Origin of the sequence: Oxalicibacterium flavum, from assembly GCF_014635065.1 — a bacterium.
Lineage (GTDB): Bacteria > Pseudomonadota > Gammaproteobacteria > Burkholderiales > Burkholderiaceae_D > Oxalicibacterium > Oxalicibacterium flavum.
This window is the reverse complement of sequence record NZ_BMCG01000001.1, coordinates 220750-241421: the sequence shown is the minus strand read 5'-3', so window position 1 is coordinate 241421 and position 20672 is coordinate 220750. Positions and strand designations below refer to the sequence as shown.

The following is a 20672-nucleotide window of genomic DNA, read 5'->3' as shown; positions in this document are numbered from 1 at the left end:
GGCAGGAAGATGAAGGGAGAGGGCCATGTCGTGCATGGCCAATGGCCTCAGGCGCGGCCGCGGCACTCCTGGCGCGAGACGGTCTCCTGCAGCAGCGCGAACAGCTGCGGAAATTCGGATGTCTTGTCGTAGAAGTGGTTGACGCCGTACTGGCGGCCGACGCGGCGGAACACTTCGCTGGCGTTGTTGCTGCAGATGATCTTCAGGGTGTCCGAAAACTTCTTGTCGTCGGCGATGTTGCGCAGCAGATTGATGCCGTTGCCCTTCTTGAGCTGGATGTCGACGATCAGGATGTCGAACGGCATCGCCTGAATCTGCGCCAGCGCCTCTTCCTCGGACTCGGCGACGCCGGTCACCTTCAGGCCCTCGATCATTTCCATGTTCTCCACCATCAACTCGCGGATTTCTTCGGAGTCTTCCACCAGAAAGACGCGCAGAGGCAGGTCGCAGTGCGTCTTGTCGTTGTTGATCGTGTCGTTCATAGCTGTATGCCGAAAGGCGTCTGTTCCTGGTGTAGTTCCTTGATCGCCTCAGTCGATCAGATTCTGTTTGATCGCGTAATAGATGATGCCGGCATTGTTTTCCATGTTCATCTTCTGCAGCACGCGCGCGCGGTAGGTGCTCACCGTCTTGACGCTGAGGCAGAGGTCTTCGGCAATCTTGGTCACGCCGTGGCCCTGGCAGAGCTTGTAGAAGATCTCGTACTCGCGCTTGGACAGGGTTTCGTGCAGCGGCTTTTCGGTATTGGTGTCGAGCTCGGTCGTCAGCAGTTCGGCCACCGCGTGACTGATGTACTTGTGGCCGCGCAGGATGGTCTGGATCGCGTTGACCAGTTCGTCGGCCAGCGCCTCCTTCTGCACGTAGCCGCTGGCGCCGCTGCGCAGGATCTGCACCGCGTAGCGGCTTTCCGGATGCATGCTCAGGATCAGCACCGGCAGGTCGGGTTTCTCGCGCTTGATCTGCTTGAGCACCTCGACTCCGCTCTTGTCGGGCATGTTGATGTCGAGCAGGACGATGTCGTAGTCCTGCGAGCGGATCATGCGAATGGCTTCCTGGGCGGTCCCGGCTTCCCCCTCGATTTTCATGTCGGGGACCTGGGAAATGAAATGCTGCACGCCAGCCCGTACTACGGCGTGATCATCGACTACCAGAATTTTTATCATTGTCTTGGCAAGGGTATGAATTCATGCAGAGGCTAATTGCGTGCCTGCACGCCATACGAGCGCGCCGGCACGATGGCATTCTGCAGGAACAGCTTCGATTGGTATTCGTTCAATCGATTGTATAGGGTTTTCAGACTGACACCCAATACCTCGGCGGTCAGTGTCTTGTTGCCGCCGCAGTGGTCGAGAGTGGCGCAGATCAGCTGCTGCTCGGCGTCGGCCAGCTTGCAGCCGAGCGGCACGGTCACGCTGTCGGCATTCTGTTCGACCACCGGCGGTACCGGCTTGAGCGGGCCGATGGCGGGTGCGATATCGAGTTCGCGATCCGCCATGATGAAGGCGCGATGCACCGCATTCTTGAGTTCGCGCACATTGCCCGGCCACGGATAGGCATTGATCAGGCGCAGCGAGGCACGCGAGAAGGTCTTGTGGCTGCCTTCTTCCTCGTTGAGCTGGCGCAGGAACAGATGGGCCAGCAGGCCGATATCCTCGCCGCGTTCGCGCAAGGCGGGCATGCCGATCGGGAAAACCGCGAGCCGGTAATAGAGATCGCTGCGCAATACGCCGGCCGCGACCGCCTCGGCCGGATCGCGGTTGGTGGCGGCCACCACGCGTACCTTGACCTCGGTTTCCTCGTCGGCGCCGATGCGGTAAAACCGGTTGGTTTCCAGCACGCGCAGCAGTTTGACCTGCATGTCGAGCGACATCTCGGTCACTTCATCGAGAAACAGGGTGCCGCCGTTGGCGCGTTCGAAGCAGCCCTTCTGCATGCGCACGGCGCCGGTAAAGCTGCCGCGCTCGTGACCGAACAGTTCGGCTTCGATCAACTGCGGCGAGATGGCGCCGCAGTTGAGGGCGACGAAAGGCTGATCCTTGTCCCGACTCATCTGGTGAATCACGCTGGCAACCAGCTCCTTGCCGGTGCCGCTTTCGCCGACGATGAGGACATTGGCATGCGTGGGAGCGACCTTGCCGATCATGCTGAACAGGTGCTGCATGGGCGAGGAAGCGCCATACAGGTTGCCGCAGCGAAGCAGTCTTTTCTCCGGCATGTCGTTCGCGGCTGCATCGTGCAGCGGCTGCCTGTCCGGCATCGGCAGGCCGATGACCTTGCTGCAGGCATTCAATCCGTTCGACATGGGTATCTCCTGTGTTAATACAGCGTGCATTTTTTACAGGGGCCATTGTCCGCACTTTGGCGACGGAGAAGAATCGGCGCTTTTCCGATTCTTTTGTGGGATTACGCCGACATGGATGCTTCGACGGTATGTGTCAGGCGTTGGTGAGCCGTGCCGGTAATGGCCGGATCAAGTGATCGATGGATGTGTCAAGGCAAGATGCCAGCCGCAGTGATTGGCCGATGTCAACACGCGCACTGGCAGGCTAGCGTCCCATCCAGATCGTGCTTTGCTGGCGCACTACGTCCGACAGCGAACCGCTCTTTTCGTAGCTGGCGCGCAACCAGGTCGCATCGCTCTGCAGATCGCGGATGCGGTTGCGCAGCAGGGTGATGGCATCGGCCGTGCCGAGCGCCTCGGCGGAATCGGCAATCAGGTCGAAGGTCTGCAGGATGTCTTCCTGGATCGACGATTGGGTGCCGGCGATCGGATTGATCAGGGCGCCGTTGAGACCGAAGCGGCAGGCCTGGAAACGGTTGTAGGAATAGGTCAGATAGGTATCCTGCACCGGCTGCAGTTCGCGGTGGTCGAGGAAGTGCTTGGCCAGCGTCTGCGCGTAGGCGCCGAGCGCGACCGCGGTTTCGATCGTCAGCGGCGTGTCGCAGACGCGGATCTCGACCGTGCCGTATTCGGGCTTGGGGCGCAGGTCCCAGTAGAAGTCCTTCATGCTGGCGACGATGCCCAGCCGCGACATCTTGTCGAAATAGGTATTGAAGCTTTCCCAGTCCGTCAGGAACGGCATCGTGCCACTGAGTGGAAAAGCGTTGATGCTGGTCAGCCGCGACGACTGGAAGGTGGTATCGACGCCCTGATAGAACGGCGACGAGGCCGACAGCGTGATGAAGTGCGGGATCGTGCGCGCCAGCAGGTGCGACAGGCGCATTGCCTCGTCGCCGCTCGGACAACCGATATGGATGTGCTGGCCATAGACCGTGAACTGCTTGGCCAGGTAGCCGTACAGGTCGGACACCAGGCGGTAGCGGTCGGTCGGGTAGATGCGCTGGTCTTCCCAGTGCTGGAACGGATGCGCGCCGCCGCCGGCCAGGCCGAGATTGAGCTTGTCGGCGGCCGCCACCAGCAGCTTGCGCATCTCGACCAGCTCGGCCAGCATCGCGTGGTGATCGGTGTGCACCGAGGTCGCGATCTCGATCATGCTCTCGGTGATCTCGGGCTTGATGTCGTAGCCGTGGTCCACCTTGTTGATGATCTCGAGCAGGTCGTCGGAGCCGCGCGTCAGGTTGTAGTCGCGCCGGTTGACGATCTGCAGTTCGAGTTCGATGCCCATGGTGAGCGGCGTCGAGTTGTTGAATTCCAGCATGGAGGGTCCTTGGGTCAGTTCCTGGCTTCGCCGGAGGCTACCAGCGCGTAGCGTGTGCAGATCGGTCCCAGCAGTTCGAGGATCACGAGAATCGAGACCACCAGCGCGCTCAGCTGCGCGCCGAACTGCGGATAGTAGCCGACCGCATGCTGCACCATGATGATGTTGAAGCCGGACAGCGGAATCAGGCTCACGCCGAGCAGCGCACCCTTGCGCGCGCTCATGCCGTTGATGCGCGCCATGCCGGTCGTGATGCCGAGCATGATGGCCACGCGCAGCGCGATGAAGGCCAGTGCTGCCGGCCACAGCATCAGCAGGTGCGACAGTTCGAGGCGTGCGCCGGCGAACACGAACAGGGCGACGTAGAGCACGCCGCTGAACGGGCTCAGATCGGTCTCGACCACCGTATGGCGCGCATCGGTGCGGCGGCTGGCGATGCCGAACAGCAGTAGCGCGATCAGCGCCGACAGATTCAGCATGAAGGCAATGCCGACCGTGGCCGCGATCAGTGCCAGCGCGAGGATGGTGCGCGCCTGCACGTCGCGTCCGAGGTAATGGCCGATCCACACCAGCAGCCGGCTCATGACCCAGCCGAGCAGGGCCGAGCCCAGCAGCAGGTAGAGCGGATGCAGCAGATAGCTTTGCCAGCCGGCCTGGTATTCCACGTGCACCGCGATCAGGCCGACCGTGAAGGCGACGAAGCCCATTGCATTGCCGATCACCACGATGTGCAGCATGCGTTCGGTCAGCTGGCCTTCTGCCCTGACCTCGCGCACCACGTTGAGAATGACGGCCGGCGAGGTCGCCATGCCGAGCGCAGCGACCATGGTGGCAACCAGTTTGCTCACGCCGAACCAGGTCAGCAGGAAAAACAGCGCGAAGAAGGTCGCGGTGCCGAGCGCAAGGCCGGTGATCAGCAGGCCGCGCTCGCGCAGCAGCCACTGGTAGTCGATGCGCCGGCCCAGTTCGAACAGCACCAGTCCCAGCGCCAGATCGACGAACAGGTCCATCTCGGCCAGCAGCGAGGCATCGATCAGGTTCAGTACCGACGGCCCGATCAGCAGGCCCGTCAGCACATAGCCGGTGATGGCCGGCACCTGCGGAAACACGCGGCGCATCAGATGCGCGCCCAGCAGGCCCGCAATCAGGATCAACCCGGTCGCGGTCAGCACGTTCAGCGCTTCTGGCAGCGCCGGAAAAAAACTGTGTGGCGTCATAAATATCCCGGCAATTGATAAAAGCGGTCAGGCCGGCAAGGGCACGCTACGCAGGCGGATTGTTCTGCTTTTTCGACACGCTGCGAGTCGGGCGGTTCTTGCCGCCACGATGGTCTTGGTTGCCCGTCATGCTGGTCTGACTGCTTGCCTTGTTGCAATCCACCGTGTCCGTGGCCGGCGGTGCAGATATGCATCGTGTTCAACGACGCGAAAAACGGTCCGGTAACAAGTCCGTTCCGGCAAGTCGGCTGCAGCCGGCGAATCGGTGCAGCAGTTCTTCTGAATCCGGCGGTGAACAGCCGGGGTGCCGATTATAGAGGAAAATTCCGGTTCTCCCTGCATTGGCGGCTTGATGCCGTCAATGCAACTTCACACGCGGCGAGGTCTTGCGCTGCAGCCACTGGCCGAGCGAATCGGCAGCGGTACGCAGCCAGCCGTGCAGCGCGATCACGTGCATGCGGTACAGCGAGATGTACAGCAGGCGCGCCAGGATGCCTTCGATGAACAGCGTGCTGCCGATCAGCGGCCCCATCAGGTTGCCGACCGCATCGAAGCGGCCCAGCGAGACCAGCGAGCCGAGATCGCGATAGGAATACGTCTTCAGCTCCTGTCCCGCCAGCCGCCGCCGGATCGCATCGAACAGAAAATCGGCTTGCTGATGCGCGGCCTGCGCACGCGGCGGCACGGTGCTGTTCTTCTCCGGCCACGGACACGAGGCGCAGTCGCCGAAGGCGAAGATGTCCGGATCGATTTCGGTCTGCAGGGTCTGTCGTACCACCAGCTGCCCCAGCCGGTTGACCGGCAGGCCCAGTTCGCTCAGCACCTGCGGCGCGCGGATGCCGGCCGCCCATACCGTGAGGTCGGCCGGCATGCTGTCGCCGTTGTCGAACACCACCGCGTCGGCGCGCACCTCGGCCACCTTGGCGTCCGTATGCACATCGATATCGAGCTTGCGCAGCAGGGCAGTGGTCTTGGCCGAAACCGGCTCCGGCAGCGCCGACAGGATGCGCGGCGCGGCCTCGATGACCGAGATGCGGATGTCGTGATGCGGATCGAGGTGATGCAGGCCGTAGGCGCCCAGCACCTCGGCCGTGTTGCGCAGTTCGGCCGCCAGTTCGACGCCGGTGGCACCGCCGCCGATGATGGCGATGTGGAGCTTGGGATCGCTGCGCTCCGAATTGCTCGTCATGCCGCGGTCGGCGCGCATGCACAGGCTGATCATGCGGCGCCGGAAATGTTCGGCCTGGTCCAGCGCATCGAGCGCGATCGCGTGCTGTGTCGCGCCCGGCACGTTGAAGAAATTGGTGACGCTGCCAATCGCCAGCACCAGCGTGTCGTAGCCGATCTCGCGCTGCGGGATCAGTTCCTCGCCGTTCTCGTCGATCATGGGGCCGACCGTGATGCTCTTGCGCACGCGGTCGAGCCCGAGCAGTTCTCCCTGCTGGAACACGAAGCGGTGCCAGCGCGCCTGTGCCGCATATTCGAGCTGATGGGTATTGGCATCCATGCTGCCGGCCGCGACTTCGTGCAGCAGCGGTTTCCAGATATGGATCGAATTGCGGTCGACCAGCGTCACGTGCACGCCGCCGCTTGCATCCTTGCGCGTACCCAGGCGATTGCCGAGCGCGGTAGCCAGTTCGAGCCCGCCAGCGCCGCCGCCGACGATCACGATGCGATGAAGCGTGCTGGCAGCGCCACGGGTTTGATGCGGTTTGTTGTCCGGCGACATAGTGTTCCCTCGATGATTGGGTGGCCCTGTGCGACAGTGGCGCCGCGAATGGCCGTCCGGCTTTTAGAGAGGGGAGCGGCCGACTTCGTTCCGTGTCGGCTTGCGCATCAGTCGAAGGCGAAGTTGTAGAACAGCGACAAGGCACTGCTGGTGCCGGCCTCGCCCTCGACCGTGATGCGCGGCGTCAGCGTGTAGCGCAGCAGCAGGACGCTGCTGGCGCTTTCGAGTCCTTGCTTGTAGCTGACGTAGAGCCGCGAGGAAATGCGCTTGCCGAGCGTGACGATGCGTTCCTGCAGACCGGTGTCGCTGGTGCCGATGCTGAAGTCGTCGAGCCCGAAGGCGGTCGCGATCTGCGACGACACACCCGCCGCCGCACCCTGCGTCAGCAGCGAACTGGCGGCCGCCTGCAGGGCGCTGACGTCGCCCGCGCCGGCGCCCGACAGGCTGCGCCCGAGCACCAGCCACGACAGTTTCTCGGCATCGGCCACCACCGGATCGGACACCAGCGTGATGCGCGGCGCCAGCACGTTGCCGCGCACCGAGACGCCGGCCTCGACTTCCTGCCCGCGCCGCATCGCGAGGATGTCGAGGTTCGGATTGCCGAGCGGGCCGTTGAAGCGCAGCAGTCCCTGTTCGATCGCCAGTTCGCGGCCATAGGCCTTGAAGGTGCCGGATGCGACGCGCAGCGTGCCTTCCGCACGCAATGCCTCGCCGGCGTCGGCCAGCAGGCGGATCTCGCCGACGATGGTGCCGTCGAGTCCGCGGCCGGTCAGGCGAATGCCATCGCCCAGGCTCAGCGCGAGATCGAGCGCGATGACGGTCTTGGTGCCCGGTTTGTCGTTCTGGCCGACGATGACGACGTCGTCCGACAGCTGCGGCGCTTCCGACGAGCCGATGTCGATCATGCCGGAGTCGGCCCTGAACGAGCCATTGGCCTTGGCGCGGCCTTCGCGCCAGCCGACCGTGCCGTTGCCGCTGACGACGAGCTTGCGGTCGGAGCGGTCGAGCAGCAGATAGCGTTGCGCCGTGATCGTCATTTCGAGCGCGAGCTGTTCGCGCACCATGGACAGCGGCCCGCTGATGTTCAGGCTGCCCTCGCCGTTGCGGAAGGTCAGGTTGTCGATGACGAGCTGGTCGCCCTGGAAGCGGCTGCGCAGTGTGCCGTGCCGCAGATCGACGCCGGTGTCGGTCATCAGCACGCGCAGCCGGTCGGCATTGATGCCGCCGCTGAAGCGCGGGCTGCCGAAGGTGCCGTCGAGCGCGACGTCGGCGTGCAGTGCGCCTTCCGTCACCAATGTCGGCGACAGCATGGGGCCGAGCCAGCCCAGCGTCGGCGCATCGACGCGCGCATTGCCGACGAAGGGCGCATTGGGCGCGATCGAGAAGCGGCTGTCGCCGCCGCCGATGACGGTATCGAGGCTGACCTCGATGCGGCCCGGCTTGCTGCCCTGTGCCAGCAGGCGCAGCGCGGCGCGGCCGTCGCGCACGGTGCCGGTGAGGTCGAGCGCGGTCAGTCCGAGCAGGCCCGAATCGTTGCCGAGCACGGCGACGTCGCCGGCCTCGCGGCGCAGCGCAAAGCTGCCGTCGATGCGCTTGTTCATGCTGAGGTCCCATTCGCCACCGACCAGCAAATCGGTGCTGACGCCGGCACCGGGCGCCGCGTAGCGCAGCAGTTCGCCGACCGGCAGCCGGGCGATGCGGCCCTGGGTGACGATGCCGCGTTCGTTGCGCAGGAATCGTTCGATCGCGATCGTGCCCTGGCCGAGCGCGATGCGGAAGCGTTCGAGCTGCACCTGCCGCTGCGACACCTGCAGTGCGGCCGGTTCGGTCAGGAGCAGGTCGAGCCGGCCCTGTGCCTGCAGCGCGGCGATCGTTCCCTGCCAGCCCGGATCGCGCGCCAGATCGCGCAGGCCGCCGTTGGCCGTCATCTTCCAGTCCTGGTCGCGCTCGACGAGGCTGGCATTGAGCGTGTGCTGCGCGGTGGTGCCGGTGGCGCCGATTTCGAAATGTTCGGCATCGAGCTGCTGGCCGTTGATGCCCTCGCCGCGAATCGCGAGCAGCAGCGGTGCGCTGGCGGCCGACGCGTATTGCAGGCGCGCGTTGAGCTGCTTGACCTGCTGCGTCGTGTTGCGCGTGCCCTGTGCCTCGGCCTCGAGCGCGATGCTGGCGAGCAGGGCGGCGTTGGCATTGCGGTTCAACGCCACTTCGAGCTTGCCGTGCGTGCCGTCGATCTGGAACTGTCCGGGCAGCCGCAGTGCAGTGCCGCTCCAGCTGGCGGCGATGCGCGGCTGCTGCACGCTGCCGCGCACGTCGCCGTCGAGCTTGAGCGCGCCGCCGAAGCCGCTGCCGAGCTGGTTGAGTTTGGGGGCATCGACGTCAAAGGCGATGCGCGCATCGCGTTCCGCGAGGCGGCCTTGTGCCGACAGGCGGTTGTCGCCGGCATTGAGCACCAGGTTCGGGATGTGCAGCGTGTCGGCGCGCAGCGTGAGCTGGCCCTGACCGGTCAGCGGATGGCCTTCGAGCCGGCTGTCGATGATGCGGAACGCGGCATCGGCTTCCAGCGCGGGATGGCGTTTGCCCTTGGCCGACAGTTCGGCATTCAGGTTGATGCCCGGCAGTTCGGCAAAGTTGCCGAAGTTGCGCGGGTCGAGCGAACGGATCGTCGCCTTCGCCTCGAACGCCTGCGCATCGGCCAGGCCCACGCGCGCGGTCAGGTCGATGGCGCTGCTGCCGGCGCGCAGTTCGGCCTTGTCGATGACGGCAAGGTCGTCGGCGATGACGGCGTGCGCATCCAGCGTCAGCGGATTCTTCTGCAGCGGCTCGCGTAGTGCCAGCGTGAATTCCTGGCGGCCGTCGGCATGGCGGATCGCCAGGCTGCCGCCAAGGCGTGTGGCGCGCATGCGGCCGTCGAGCTTGCGCAGGTCGAGTTGGGCGGTCTTCAGCGTCATGCCGAGCGCGCCATCGCGCAGGCGGCCGCTGCCCTCGATGTTGCCGGCCGGCCGCTGCGCGCTGCCGAGCGCGGCCAGTACACGCGTGAAGTCGACGCGTCCATCCTGCTGCGCAAAGTCCACCACCAGCCGGTACAGCGGCGCGCGTCCTTCGTCGTAGAGACCGACCGCCGCGTTGCGCGCGTTGAGCGAACCCTTGCCGTCCTCGCCGGCCTGCAGGTCGATGTCGAGCGCGGTGGTCGGCAGGCCGGGTGCCAGCAGGGCGAGGTCGAGCCGGCGCACCGCGAGATCGGCCTTGCCCAGCGGCTGCTCGCCGAACGGACGGATGCTGGCGTTGCCGGCGATGCTGGCCTGATCGATGCGCAGGTCGGCGCTGGCGGCGATGTCGGCCAGCGAGCCGTCGGCCTTGACCGTGCCCTTGGCGGCGATGGTGCGTTCGCCGAGCATGGATTCGCTGTCGATCGCGAGTGCGGCAGCAAGCGGGTAGGGCTTGGCGGTTGACAGTTCGAGCCGGCCCTTGAGGTCGCCAGCGAAGGCGTTGGCGCCGGCAGCCGAGCGCGCGCTGAATTCGTCGAGGTCGAGCAGGTAGCGCTTGCCGTCGTAATCGAGATGGAAGGCGAAGGCGCCGAGCGTGATCACGTTCAGCGGTCCCCACGCCAGTTCGCCGCCGGCCACTTCCACGCTGTCGATGCGCACGTGCAGCGGCAGGGAAATGCTGTTCGGCAGCTTGCCCGGCTCCTCGTCCTTCTTCTGGTCGATCTTGCTGACGATACCGAGCTTGCCCATGGTCAGCGCCGTCACGTGCAGGCGGCGCTGCAGCAGTTGGGCCGGGCGCAGCGACAGCGCGAGATCGTCGATGACGATCTCCTGGTTTTCGAGATGGATGCGCAACTGCGCGATGCGCAGCGTGTCGCCGAAGCTGCCGCGCACGTCCTGCGCCTCGACCATGCCGGCCGTCAGGCGCGTCGCCAGCGACAGCGCGCTCTGCGCACCGCGCTCGGTGTTGAGAATCCAGCCGCCGGCAGCGACTAGCACGGCCAGCAGCACGAGCGGCAGGACGATGACGACCGCCAGCCAGCGCCGCCGCTTGCGTGGCGGCGGTGCGGGTTGCGGGGCGGGTGTGCGGTCAGAATCCATAGCCGATCGAGAAGTGCAGGCGCGGTTCCCTGGTTTCGTGTCCGTAGGCGAGGTCCAGGTTCACCGGGCCGATCGGACTGCGCCAGCGCGCGCCGACGCCGCTGCCATGCCGGAATTTGAAGTCGCCCCACGAGTCGGCCGCATTGCCGGCATCGGTGAAGATGGCGGCGCCCCAGGCCGGCGTGATGCGATAGACGAGCTCGGCGCTGACCACCGCCGTCACGGTGCCGCCGACGATGGCGCCGTCCTGTTCCACGCCGAGCCGGTTGTAGCCGTAGCCGCGCACGCTCTGATCGCCGCCGGTGCGGAACAGCAGGTCGCCCGGCACGGTCTGGCGGCTGCTGCCGAACACCTGTCCGACCTGGCCGCGCAGCACGGCCTGCCAGCGCCGATGCCAGGTCGGCGACAGATAAGTTGCGCGTGCCACCACGCGGGCAATGTTGTCCTCGTTGACGACGCCGCTGGGACCGGCACCGAGGTCGATCGATGCGACGTAGCCGCGCGTCGGCGAAATCAGGTTATCGACACGGCGGCGCGTATAGCTGAAGGAGGCCAGCAGCGCCTCGCGGTTGGCCGAATAGGTGTCGCCGATGCGCTGGCGGTCGGCATAGAAGGTCAGCGCCCAGACCTTTTCGTTGTTCTTGTCGGGACTGGTCAGGCGCGCACCGGTCTGTACCTTGTCGACCGTTTCGCCAGCGCTGTTGGTGTATTCGTAGTGCGCGCCGAAGCTCGGAATCCAGCCGTTTTCCAGCGGCGGCAGATAGACGTCGGAGCCGATCAGGCGGTTGTCGCGATCGATCTTGAGATTGGATTCGAGCCGCCAGTCGCGCTGCAGGAAATTGCGGTTCAGCCATTTGACCTGCAGCCGTGCGCCCGAGTCGGTCGAAAAGCCGATACCCAGCGACAGCCGCTTGCGTTCATTCTCGTTCAGATCGAGCCGCACCGGCACGTTGTGCGGTTTGGTCGGATCGATATCGACGGTGGCGAAAGCGGAACGAAAGTAGCCGGTATCCTGCACGCGTGCCTGCAACTCGTTGAGCTTTTCCTGCGAATAGGGATCGCCGGGCTTGATCGGATTGAGGTCGGTGACGATGCGGCTCGAATAGCGCTGCAGGCCTTCGATCTCGAGTTCGCCGAAGGTGAAGGCGGGGCCGGAGTCCACCTCGACGCTGAGCGTGGCGCTCGCCGTCAGCGGTTCGATGCGCGCCTCGCTGGCGGTGATGGCGGCTGCCGGATAGTCGCGTACCAGCAGGGACTTCAGCATTTCGCTCTTGGCATCGTCCCATGCCTTCTGCTGGAAGATGCCGCCGGCCTTCAGACCCCATTGCCGGCGCAGGCGCTCGACGCGGCGCGGATCGGCTTCGACCAGCTGGCCCTTGAAGCGCAGATCGACCGCGCGCACCAGCGTGCGCTCGTTGAGCGTGACCGTGTAGCGCGCCACCCAAGGTGTGACGTTGCGGTCGAGCATGTGGGTGACGGCGGCGGAGAAATAGCCTTCGGTCGCCAGCAGCGAACGGATCTGCACCGGCGCCACGCCGGCCAGGCGCTGTACCTCGTCTTCGTGCAGGGACTGCGATTGCCGCTTGGCGAGTTCGAGGTTGTCGATCAGGAAAGGAGTGAGCCCGCCTGCACCCTCGATTTCCACGCGGTAGGGCGTGACGCGTTCTTCCGCTTCGTTCTGGACGTTCGCCGCCACGCTGTCGTTTGCGGCCTGAATGGCGGCGTCGTCGTTCTGCGCATGCGCGCCCTGCGACAGGCACGCGGCCAGGAAAAACACGGGAAACAGGCGGGCAGGCGGGCAGGTATGCGAGTGCCGGGGCAGCGACCATGCGCGATGGAAAAAGGAAACGATTCTTTTCGGCACTATGTTGTTGATCGAAAGCGTGGCGAATCTCGGCAAGATGGTCGCGAACCGGCAAGGTCCGCCGTTTCGCGATGCCAGAACGGTGCGTGCGGCGGACGGCGCCAGCTTATCAGCATTTCCACGGGCGTGGCGGCAGGCGCGCGGGATGTGCAGGGTCGGACTGTGGGGCGGGAGCGTAGTTCCCGGCGCTCGGGATGGGACGGCGGTTGCCGATGCGCGCCAAAGTGCCTATAGTGGCGGCTCTCCCGCTTTTTGTCCCATCTCCCGCCATGAGCCGCAACAACCAGGATGTGCAAACCTTGCTCGAACTCCGTCCCGGGCAGTCGCTCGAACTGCTGAAGGAACTGCACATCCTGACGCGCGACGGCAAGATCAACCAGGACAGCCGGCGCAAGCTCAAGCAGGTCTATCACCTCTACCAGTTCATCGAGCCGCTGCTTGAACAGGTCGCCGCCGATCATGCCGACATCACGCTGGTCGATCATGGCGCCGGCAAATCCTATCTCGGCTTCATCCTGTACGACTTGTACTTCAGGCAGCGCCAGCACGAGAACAAAGCGCACATCTACGGCATCGAGACGCGCGACGAACTCGTGCAGCGCTCGACCGAACTGGCGCACAAGCTCGGCTTTCCCGGCATGTCGTTTCTGAACCTGTCGGTGGCGGATTCCATCGTTTCGGATCGCCTGCCGCAGAAGATCGACGTCGTCACCGCGCTGCATGCCTGCAATACCGCGACCGACGACGCGATCCGCTTTGCGCTCGAGAAGCAGGCGCAGTTCATCGTGCTGGTGCCGTGCTGCCAGGCCGAGGTGGCTTCGATGCTGCGAAAGAACAAGGGCAAGGCGCTCGCCAATCCGCTGACCGAGATCTGGCGCCATCCGCTGCACACGCGCGAATTCGGCAGCCAGGTCACCAACGTGCTGCGCTGCCTGCAGCTCGAGGCGCACGGCTATCAGGTCAACGTGACCGAACTGGTCGGCTGGGAGCATTCGATGAAGAACGAACTCATCATCGCCAGCTACAAGGACCTGCCGCGCCGTCGTCCGACCGAACGCCTGCACGAAGTGCTGCAGACGCTGGGGCTTGAAGAGATGTCGTCGCGCTTCTTCACGCCGGCGCACGGTCAGGACGCGTGAGCGGCTACTTTCTTTGCCTTGCCATCTGGCGCAGGTAGGCGAGCAGGTCATCGAGGTCCGTCTCGCTCAATACCGCTTCGCCGAAGCCCGGCATCGCTGACTGCGGCCAGGCGCGCACCGCGGCCGGTTCGCGGATCAGGCGCCGCAGGAAATCCTCGTGAAAATACTCGGTCGGATTGAAGGGCAGGTTCAGGTCCGGTCCGAGCGCGGCATCGCCGCCGCCATTGAGCCGGTGGCAGCTCGCGCATTGCGCGAGAAACTGCCGCAGGCCGCGCTGCACCGCCTGCTGCTGCGGATCGTCCTCGAGCGCGTCGGGCAGCAGTTGCGGATAGCGTACCGTCAGCGCCGCGACGTTGCTGATGGCAACGATCTGGAACGGCCATTGCTCGGGCGAGACGCCGCCCTGTTCGGGCTGCAGCCAGACCAGATAGAATGCGCCGGCGCTCGGTCCGTCTTCCTTCAGCGGCGGCCATGGCCGCGTGGCCGGCTCGATCGCGATCCATGCCTGCGCCGCCGAGCGGAACAGCTCGCCCGGAATGTTGGCGACGAAGCCGTCGGCCGAACGGAATTGCAGCGTATCGATGCCGCGCAGGTCGCGCACGATGGCCGACAGCGGAATCGCCTGGTAGCTCATCGTGCGGCGATAGGAGGGATCGTCGGGTATCGTGATGACTTTGGTTTCGGGATGGCGCAGCAGGTTGGCGCGCGCCAGCTTCTGCTGCTGGCCGGGCAGGGCGAGCGTCAGCACCGCATCGTCGGCGGCATGCGCCGGCATGCTCGACAGCAGGCACATCAGCAACGACAGAAAAAGGACGGCGCAGGGGTGAAGGGGAAAACGCATGAGCAGGCATCCGGGGACGATTGAATCGCAGTATAGCGAAGCGACCGGCACTGCCTGGTTTCTTTATCTGCTCGAATGCCATGACGGCAGCATCTATACCGGCATCGCGCTCGACGTGCAGGCCCGCTTCCGGCTCCATGCGAGCGGCAAGGGCGCGCGCTACACGCGTTCGCGGCCGCCGCGCCGCGTGCTGGCGGTGGTCGCCTATCCGGACCGTTCCTCGGCATTGCGTGCCGAACATGCGATGAAGCGTTTGAGCGCGCGCGACAAGCGCCGCTTCTGCCTGCAGCGCGATCAGCTGTGGCGGCTTGCGCGCGAGATGGCGGCATGACGGTGCGCATCGATCGTGCTCACGCATCACGCTCATGAGTCATGCTCATGAATCACGCACCTTCGTCATCGTGTACCCTGTGCAATCAGGATTGAACGGGGAAGTGCGATGAACAAACGGTTTTCCAGCGCGTGCGAACGCAACGCCGGTCCCATCCTCGAGGTGTTGCGGCACGAGTTCGCTCATGTGAAGCACGTGCTCGAGATCGGCAGCGGCACCGGCCAGCATGCGGTCTTCATGGCCGAACACCTGCCGCACCTGCGCTGGCAGCCCAGCGATCTGTCCGAACATCATCCGGGCATACGCGCCTGGATCGAGGAGGCGTCATTGTCCAACGTGCTGCCGCCGATCACGCTCGACATGACGCAGCCGCAATGGCCGGCCGGCGATATCGATGCCGTGTTCACGGCCAACACCTGCCACATCATGTCGTGGGACAGGGTGGAGACCATGTTCGAGGGAGTGGGCAGGCTGCTGCCGGCCGGCGGCGTGCTGTGTGTCTATGGACCGTTCAACGTCGGCGGTCAATACACGAGCGAAGGCAATGCGCGCTTCGACGAAGCGTTGCGTGCGCAGGGCGCGCACATGGGTTTGCGCGATCTGGAGGCGATGCAGCAGCTGGCGCGCTCATGCGGCCTGACCGCCATTGCCGATCACGCGATGCCGGCCAACAATCGTCTGCTGGTCTGGCATCGCGCCTGAGCGCCTACTTGAAGGACGCTGCCGGCTTTTCGGGTGCAGGTTCACGGTCGATGCGGCACCCGGTGTATTTCCTGCCGTTCATCTCGAACTGCGCCTCGTCTCCCTTGTTCCAGAACAGCGTGCTGCCGTCGGTATAGCGCGCGCCGGAGGCCGACACTACCTGCGGCAGGTTGACCTTGCGGTCGCCCGGCAGCGAGAGTTCGACCACGCCTTCCGAGAAGCGCGCGATGAGGCCGATCTCGTCGCATTTGAAGGGGACGGGCGCCTTGGGTGCCGGCACCGGTGCCGCTACCGGGGTCAGCATGCGGTTGACGGTAACCGGAATGGGCTTGTCCTGCTGCGCGAAATCGACGGGAATCGACTCGTCGGTGGACCACAGCAACTGTTCGTTGCCGTCGATGATGGCGGCGCTGACCGCGTAGCGATGGCCAAGGTCGATGGCTGCCGGCACATAGCGCAGGTCGAAGGCGACCGGCACCTGTTCCTTGGGTTCGATGACCTGCTGCGCGATGAATTCGCCGCTGCTCTCGGGCCGGGTTTCGTCCTCGAGGCTCACGATCACCTTGGCGTCCGGCGGCAGCGCCACGCGCTCGCGGTAGGTCACGCTGCCGGTCAGATGGCCGGACAGAGCGATCTCCGGTTTTTTCTTGAAGAAGCTGCCGCAGCCGGCCAGCAGGGCGGTGGCGAGCAGGAGGGCAATGGCACGCGAAAATGTCATGGTCATGGCGATTTGGTCATCCAGGGAAACGTTGACGAGGCGATGTTGCGATTACTTGCGTGGCTGCATACTGGCATCCTCGCATATTATTCGCTAGTCTTATGTGCGCCAGCGCATCGAGCGCCGGCTTTATCGTGCCGCGGTCGTGACTGGCAAGCGTCATTTTCCCTGTTTTCAACTGTCCTTACCGATGTCGATGCCATTCTTCCGCTTTGCCGGCCACGGGCAAGCCACGCTGGCCCTGTGCCTTCTTCTTTCCGCCGCGCCGGGCCTGGCGGCCGCCGAGGAGTACGAATACACGCGGTGCGGTGAAAAGCCGGGTGTCGGCGAGTTGAGGAATTATCCGGGCGTCTATAACTTCTATTACGAGAATGACCTGTTCGCCGGCACCGACAACAACTACACCAACGGCATCAAGCTGTCATGGGTGTCGGCCAACCTGCAGGACTACACCAGCGATCCCTGCCTGCCGAAGTGGGTGCGGCGCCTGAACTACCTTTCCAAGCGCGTGCAGCCCGGTTCCTATGCCTCGCGCAACATGGTCGTCAGCGGCGGCCAGGAAATGTACACGCCGACCGATCACACGCGGCGCGATCTGATCGCCGACGATCGCCCCTACGCCGGCTGGCTCTATCTCGGCATGGCCTACAACGCGCGCAACGAGAAGGAGATGGACACGGTCGAGATCAATGTCGGCGTGGTTGGCCCGGCCTCGCTGGCGCGGCAGGCACAGAATTTCATCCACGATCTGCGCGGCATCGACCGCTTCGAAGGCTGGGACAACCAGTTGCACAACGAACTCGGCATCATGCTGGTGCACGAGAAGAAGCGCCGTGTGCTGCAGGTGGCCGAACACGGCATGCCGAAGATGGATGCGATCACGCACTACGGCTATGCAGTCGGCAACGTCAAGACCTATCTGAATGCCGGCATGGAGTTCCGTATCGGCAGCCATTTGCCCAATGACTTCGGTACGTCGCCGATCCGCCCCGCCAGCGACAGCAATGCGCCGCTGCCGGCCGGTGCGATGCGCCGGCTGGAAGATGGGGGCCTGCACGCCTTCGTCTCGCTCGATGCGCGCGCGGTGGCGCACAACATCTTCCTCGACGGCAATACCTTTGCCGACAGCCACAGCGTGTCCAAGCGCTATTTCGTCGGCGACGTGGCAGCCGGCATTGCATGGCAATGGAGCGGCGGCAAGATCACCTACGCGCAGTACCTGCGCAGTAAGGAGTTCCGCGGACAGGACAAGCCGCAGAGCTACGGTTCGATTACGATCAGCTTCGAATACTGAGGCGTCGTCTGCGTCTGCCGCTGCCAATACGCGCTGCGGCCAGCACGGTCTGCGTCGTATCATCCGGCGCATGGCTGGTGCATGACGTGCGCCGCGGGCGCAGTTCCGTCATGTCATCGAAGGCTGCTTCTGCACGGCGGGCCGGCGGGTCCGGTTGTTCCATGTTTCTGGCGTTTTGTTGCAGCGAGTGCGTGACTGCCGCATCGATCGTGCGGCGCAACGCACATGCGGCGTCGGCGGCAAGACTGCCTGCGGAAGGACAGGACGGAGGCAGGAACCAGGGCGCCTGCAGCGTCCAGACCTTGTCCGCATGCATGCCGAAGCGATGCGGCAGCGCAGCGTCCGCTGCCTTGTCGGCGGCAATGATGATGTCGGGTTCGCCAAAGCCGCTGGCGGTCTGTTCCAGCAGAAAGCGAACCTCGTTCTCGTTGCGCGGGTCGGCAGGTACCGCCCAGGCGCGGCCGCCGCTGCCGAATATTTCCTCTTCGAGCTGTTGTGCCGCCCGCCGCTGCGCTGGCCGGTAATTCAGCACCACCCGCGCACCGGTACGCGCGAGATGGCGTGCGATTTCGGCGCCGATGCCATGACTGGCGTCGATGACGATGGCGATCCTGTCATGAAGCGGGTGCATGCGATGCGTCATGGTTTTTTCCTGATGAGATTGGCAATGCCCGGAGCAGCAGACTTTCGCATGCAGGCCGCGCCTATCGTTATCCTTATTCTGCGAACTTCATGCACGATCCTGCAAATCGCGGGATGGACCGTCAATGCGGGCGCTTGCCTCTGTTAGCATCGCGCTCGTCATAAGCTCATGAAATAAAAGGAATCTCCATGCATTCCGCGTATCAGGAAATGGCAGACATCATTGCCCGTTATGCCAACGAGGATGGTGAATGTGCAACCGCCATCGGCAGTCTCTTCTTCAAGCGCAGCTCACAGCCGACGCGGGTGGTGCACAGCGCCCAATGGCCGTGCTTTGCACTCATCGTGCAGGGAGAAAAGCGCGTCACGCTGGGATCGGAAGTGTTCGCCTATGGCGTCGGCGATTATCTGATGGTGTCCATGGACTTGCCGGTCGAGTCCTGCATCAGCGTGGCCAGCGAAGCCGAACCGCATCTCGGACTCGGCATGGCGATCGACAACGAACGTCTGGGCGAGCTGTTGAAACGCATCCACATTCCGCGTTCGGCGATGAGCGGTACCGGTCTGCGCGGCATTTCGGTGCATGCGGCATCGATGGAGCTGATCGATGCGGTATTGCGTCTGCTGCGCCTGCTCGATCGTCCGGAAGACATTCCCGCGATGGCGCCGCTGATCGAACAGGAAATCCTCTATCGTCTGCTGATCGGGCCTTACGGCGCCAAACTGCTGAATGTGGCGATGAAGGACAGCCAGGGCAACCGCATTGCGCGGGCGGCAGCCTGGCTGCGCGACAACTTCGACCAGCCCTTGCGCATCAACGAGCTGGCGGAGCGGTTGAACATGAGCGTGTCGTCGCTGCATCATCAGTTCAAGCAGGTCACGGCAATGACGCCCATGCAGTACCAGAAGCGCTTGCGTCTGCACGAGGCGCGACGGCTGATGCTGGTTGACCGGCTCGATGTCGGCACGGCCGGGCATCGTGTCGGCTATGAAAGTCCTTCGCAATTCAGTCGCGAGTATGCGCGACTCTACGGCCAGTCGCCTCTACGCGATATAGAAAGCATGCGCGGCGGTGTACCGCCGGAATTGAGGGTGCCGTTGCGCGATGCCGAGCGGCAGGCGCAGGCGGACTGAAGGATGATTCGAAAAAGGCGGGCATCGCGCCCGCCTTTTTATTTCTGCCTCGTTATGCGGGCAGGCCGTCGAAGAACTCGACCGCGCCGGTTTCGAGCGAATACTCGGCGCCGACCACCAGCAGGCCTTCGTTCAGGATCAGGTTTTCCAGCAATTCGGAACCGTGACGCAACTGGTTGACCGAGGCGCGGATATTGGCACGCACCGATTGATGCACGAGCGCATCGTGATCGTGCTTGAGGTCGGTATCGAGCAGCGTCGCCACTGACGGGCGGATGCGGTCAACGATGGATTTCAGGTGGCGCGACTGGTTTTCGTTGGGGCGCTTGAGTTCTTCGAGCGTGGCCAGGATCGCGCCGCACTGCGAATGGCCGAGCACCACCACCAGCTTGGTGCGGTAGCGTTCCGCCGCGAATTCGACGCTGCCGATCTGCGACGGGGCCACGATGTTGCCGGCGACGCGGATCACGAACAGGTCGCCGAGACCCTGGTCGAACACCATCTCGGCCGGCACGCGCGAATCGGAGCAGCCGAGGATGATGGCGAACGGTTCCTGACCGTCTGCCACTTCCTGGCGGCGGGTCAGCACCGAAGTGCCTTCCGGGTTGCGGATATCCGCGACGAAGCGGCGATTGCCCTCGCGCAGGCGCTCGAGCGCTTGTTTGGCTGTTTGCATTGGCATGCTGATTTTTCCTGTAGAGCTTGTTGGGGTACGGCGGCGATGGCCGTCATGTCGGCATCGTGAGAGCAGCGCCCGACCGGGCACGCCGCTGCTGGCCCGCTACTTTAAAGCATTCGGGCCGGCTGTGCTCGTGCTGCCGGGAAAAAACAGCGAGGAAATGTGCGCTTGCGAACAAGGCGTGTCCTGGTGGCAGGCGCAAAAAAAGCAGGCGGCAAACTGCCCGCCTGCTCACGCGGAGCCTTCCGGAATGGAAGGATTCAGAAATCGAAGAGTTCGGCCAGCAGGTTCTTGCGCTGCTTCTGGCCGTAACCTTCCTTGATGTAGCCGTAACGTGGATCCTGATACGACAGCGGGCGCAGGCCGCGCGATGCGCTGGCTTGCGGACGTACCGACGGATGCGGTTCCGGCGGCAGGTGCGGAATTGAACGTTCAATCAGTTTGTCGAGTTCGCCGCGATCCAGCCAGACGCCGCGGCAATTGGGGCAGTAATCGATTTCGATGCCATGGCGATCCGACATGATCAGTTGCATGTCCTTGCAGATAGGGCACTTCATGAGTCGTATCCTCGGTGAGCTGCTGTCTCGATTATTGGAATCGGAAGCGGGGGCGCTTCTCTTTATATTCGACAACTCTGT

The 20672-nt window shown here is 64.2% G+C and carries 18 protein-coding genes; 5 read left to right on the top strand and 13 right to left on the bottom strand.

Features of this window, described 5'->3' with window-relative positions; all coding sequences use genetic code 11:
• Nucleotides 1-47: 47 nt before the first annotated feature.
• The 8 genes from IEV38_RS01100 to IEV38_RS01065 all read right to left on the bottom strand — a co-directional run bounded on the left by IEV38_RS01100 (nucleotide 48) and on the right by IEV38_RS01065 (nucleotide 12467).
• A complete protein-coding gene (locus IEV38_RS01100) occupies nucleotides 48-482 on the bottom strand; it encodes a response regulator (RefSeq protein ID WP_188394324.1) in 435 nt (144 codons plus the stop codon).
• A gap of 48 nt (nucleotides 483-530) precedes the next feature.
• Nucleotides 531-1163 carry a response regulator gene (locus tag IEV38_RS01095; RefSeq protein ID WP_188394323.1) on the bottom strand — a complete coding sequence of 211 codons (633 nt, stop codon included), beginning with the start codon at nucleotides 1161-1163 and terminating at the stop codon, nucleotides 531-533.
• Nucleotides 1164-1195: 32 nt separating this feature from the next.
• Complete coding sequence (locus IEV38_RS01090; protein ID WP_188394322.1) at nucleotides 1196-2302, bottom strand: sigma-54 interaction domain-containing protein; 1107 nt, start codon at nucleotides 2300-2302, stop codon at nucleotides 1196-1198.
• Nucleotides 2303-2546: 244 nt separating this feature from the next.
• Nucleotides 2547-3659 (bottom strand): YbdK family carboxylate-amine ligase, encoded by a 1113-nt coding sequence (locus IEV38_RS01085; RefSeq protein ID WP_188394321.1) that lies wholly within the window; start codon nucleotides 3657-3659, stop codon nucleotides 2547-2549.
• 14 nt (nucleotides 3660-3673) lie between these two features.
• On the bottom strand, nucleotides 3674-4876 hold the full coding sequence (locus IEV38_RS01080) for a cation:proton antiporter (protein WP_188394320.1): 1203 nt from the start codon (nucleotides 4874-4876) through the stop codon (nucleotides 3674-3676).
• Between the two features lie 358 nt (nucleotides 4877-5234).
• Nucleotides 5235-6605 (bottom strand): NAD(P)/FAD-dependent oxidoreductase, encoded by a 1371-nt coding sequence (locus IEV38_RS01075; protein WP_188394319.1) that lies wholly within the window; start codon nucleotides 6603-6605, stop codon nucleotides 5235-5237.
• Between the two features lie 107 nt (nucleotides 6606-6712).
• The gene (locus IEV38_RS01070) at nucleotides 6713-10690 is read right to left on the bottom strand and encodes a translocation/assembly module TamB domain-containing protein (RefSeq protein WP_188394318.1); all 3978 of its coding nucleotides are present in this window, start codon (nucleotides 10688-10690) and stop codon (nucleotides 6713-6715) included.
• The gene (locus tag IEV38_RS01065) at nucleotides 10680-12467 is read right to left on the bottom strand and encodes an autotransporter assembly complex protein TamA (protein ID WP_229728488.1); all 1788 of its coding nucleotides are present in this window, start codon (nucleotides 12465-12467) and stop codon (nucleotides 10680-10682) included. The genes IEV38_RS01070 and IEV38_RS01065 overlap by 11 nt, the downstream gene beginning before the upstream one ends.
• 356 nt (nucleotides 12468-12823) lie before the next feature.
• Here IEV38_RS01065 and IEV38_RS01060 point away from each other — a divergent pair, with 356 nt between their 5' ends.
• Nucleotides 12824-13693, top strand: a complete 870-nt coding sequence (locus IEV38_RS01060; protein ID WP_188394317.1) for a class I SAM-dependent methyltransferase — start codon at nucleotides 12824-12826, stop codon at nucleotides 13691-13693.
• Between the two features lie 4 nt (nucleotides 13694-13697).
• Here IEV38_RS01060 and IEV38_RS01055 read toward each other — a convergent pair whose 3' ends face one another.
• Nucleotides 13698-14534 (bottom strand): cytochrome c, encoded by an 837-nt coding sequence (locus IEV38_RS01055; RefSeq protein WP_188394316.1) that lies wholly within the window; start codon nucleotides 14532-14534, stop codon nucleotides 13698-13700.
• On the opposite strand from IEV38_RS01055, the gene IEV38_RS01050 reads away from it, so the two are divergent.
• Both IEV38_RS01050 and IEV38_RS01045 read left to right on the top strand, forming a co-directional pair.
• Nucleotides 14533-14865: a GIY-YIG nuclease family protein gene (locus IEV38_RS01050; RefSeq protein ID WP_188394315.1), complete on the top strand. Its 333-nt coding sequence runs from the start codon at nucleotides 14533-14535 to the stop codon at nucleotides 14863-14865. The two genes, IEV38_RS01055 and IEV38_RS01050, sit on opposite strands and share 2 nt — an antisense overlap.
• Before the next feature lie 108 nt (nucleotides 14866-14973).
• The gene (locus IEV38_RS01045) at nucleotides 14974-15567 is read left to right on the top strand and encodes a DUF938 domain-containing protein (RefSeq protein WP_188394314.1); all 594 of its coding nucleotides are present in this window, start codon (nucleotides 14974-14976) and stop codon (nucleotides 15565-15567) included.
• A gap of 4 nt (nucleotides 15568-15571) precedes the next feature.
• Here IEV38_RS01045 and IEV38_RS01040 read toward each other — a convergent pair whose 3' ends face one another.
• Nucleotides 15572-16291 (bottom strand): YbaY family lipoprotein, encoded by a 720-nt coding sequence (locus IEV38_RS01040; RefSeq protein ID WP_188394313.1) that lies wholly within the window; start codon nucleotides 16289-16291, stop codon nucleotides 15572-15574.
• Between the two features lie 190 nt (nucleotides 16292-16481).
• On the opposite strand from IEV38_RS01040, the gene IEV38_RS01035 reads away from it, so the two are divergent.
• The gene (locus IEV38_RS01035) at nucleotides 16482-17579 is read left to right on the top strand and encodes a lipid A deacylase LpxR family protein (RefSeq protein ID WP_229728487.1); all 1098 of its coding nucleotides are present in this window, start codon (nucleotides 16482-16484) and stop codon (nucleotides 17577-17579) included.
• Here the strand turns inward: IEV38_RS01035 and IEV38_RS01030 are convergent.
• Entirely contained in the window at nucleotides 17563-18222 is a 660-nt protein-coding gene (locus IEV38_RS01030; RefSeq protein ID WP_188394312.1) for an SDR family NAD(P)-dependent oxidoreductase, read from the bottom strand. The genes IEV38_RS01035 and IEV38_RS01030 overlap by 17 nt on opposite strands.
• A 188-nt stretch (nucleotides 18223-18410) precedes the next feature.
• Here IEV38_RS01030 and IEV38_RS01025 point away from each other — a divergent pair, with 188 nt between their 5' ends.
• The gene (locus IEV38_RS01025) at nucleotides 18411-19355 is read left to right on the top strand and encodes an AraC family transcriptional regulator (protein WP_188394311.1); all 945 of its coding nucleotides are present in this window, start codon (nucleotides 18411-18413) and stop codon (nucleotides 19353-19355) included.
• Nucleotides 19356-19407: 52 nt separating this feature from the next.
• Here IEV38_RS01025 and IEV38_RS01020 read toward each other — a convergent pair whose 3' ends face one another.
• Together IEV38_RS01020 and IEV38_RS01015 are read right to left on the bottom strand one after the other, a co-directional pair.
• A complete protein-coding gene (locus tag IEV38_RS01020; protein WP_229728486.1) occupies nucleotides 19408-20037 on the bottom strand; it encodes a carbonic anhydrase in 630 nt (209 codons plus the stop codon).
• 257 nt (nucleotides 20038-20294) lie between these two features.
• Nucleotides 20295-20591: a TFIIB-type zinc ribbon-containing protein gene (locus IEV38_RS01015; RefSeq protein ID WP_188394310.1), complete on the bottom strand. Its 297-nt coding sequence runs from the start codon at nucleotides 20589-20591 to the stop codon at nucleotides 20295-20297.
• Nucleotides 20592-20672: the final 81 nt, after the last annotated feature.

Coding starts and splice junctions, on each gene's coding strand:
- IEV38_RS01060 (WP_188394317.1), top strand. CDS start 12,824: ATGAGCCGCAACAACCAGGATGTGCAAACCTTGCTCGAACTCCGTCCC.
- IEV38_RS01070 (WP_188394318.1), bottom strand. CDS start 10,690: ATGGATTCTGACCGCACACCCGCCCCGCAACCCGCACCGCCGCCACGC.
- IEV38_RS01015 (WP_188394310.1), bottom strand. CDS start 20,591: ATGAAGTGCCCTATCTGCAAGGACATGCAACTGATCATGTCGGATCGC.
- IEV38_RS01050 (WP_188394315.1), top strand. CDS start 14,533: ATGAGCAGGCATCCGGGGACGATTGAATCGCAGTATAGCGAAGCGACC.
- IEV38_RS01030 (WP_188394312.1), bottom strand. CDS start 18,222: ATGACGCATCGCATGCACCCGCTTCATGACAGGATCGCCATCGTCATC.
- IEV38_RS01100 (WP_188394324.1), bottom strand. CDS start 482: ATGAACGACACGATCAACAACGACAAGACGCACTGCGACCTGCCTCTG.
- IEV38_RS01090 (WP_188394322.1), bottom strand. CDS start 2,302: ATGTCGAACGGATTGAATGCCTGCAGCAAGGTCATCGGCCTGCCGATG.
- IEV38_RS01080 (WP_188394320.1), bottom strand. CDS start 4,876: ATGACGCCACACAGTTTTTTTCCGGCGCTGCCAGAAGCGCTGAACGTG.
- IEV38_RS01085 (WP_188394321.1), bottom strand. CDS start 3,659: ATGCTGGAATTCAACAACTCGACGCCGCTCACCATGGGCATCGAACTC.
- IEV38_RS01095 (WP_188394323.1), bottom strand. CDS start 1,163: ATGATAAAAATTCTGGTAGTCGATGATCACGCCGTAGTACGGGCTGGC.
- IEV38_RS01025 (WP_188394311.1), top strand. CDS start 18,411: ATGCATTCCGCGTATCAGGAAATGGCAGACATCATTGCCCGTTATGCC.
- IEV38_RS01075 (WP_188394319.1), bottom strand. CDS start 6,605: ATGTCGCCGGACAACAAACCGCATCAAACCCGTGGCGCTGCCAGCACG.
- IEV38_RS01040 (WP_188394313.1), bottom strand. CDS start 16,291: ATGACCATGACATTTTCGCGTGCCATTGCCCTCCTGCTCGCCACCGCC.
- IEV38_RS01055 (WP_188394316.1), bottom strand. CDS start 14,534: ATGCGTTTTCCCCTTCACCCCTGCGCCGTCCTTTTTCTGTCGTTGCTG.
- IEV38_RS01020 (WP_229728486.1), bottom strand. CDS start 20,037: ATGCCAATGCAAACAGCCAAACAAGCGCTCGAGCGCCTGCGCGAGGGC.
- IEV38_RS01035 (WP_229728487.1), top strand. CDS start 16,482: ATGCCATTCTTCCGCTTTGCCGGCCACGGGCAAGCCACGCTGGCCCTG.
- IEV38_RS01045 (WP_188394314.1), top strand. CDS start 14,974: ATGAACAAACGGTTTTCCAGCGCGTGCGAACGCAACGCCGGTCCCATC.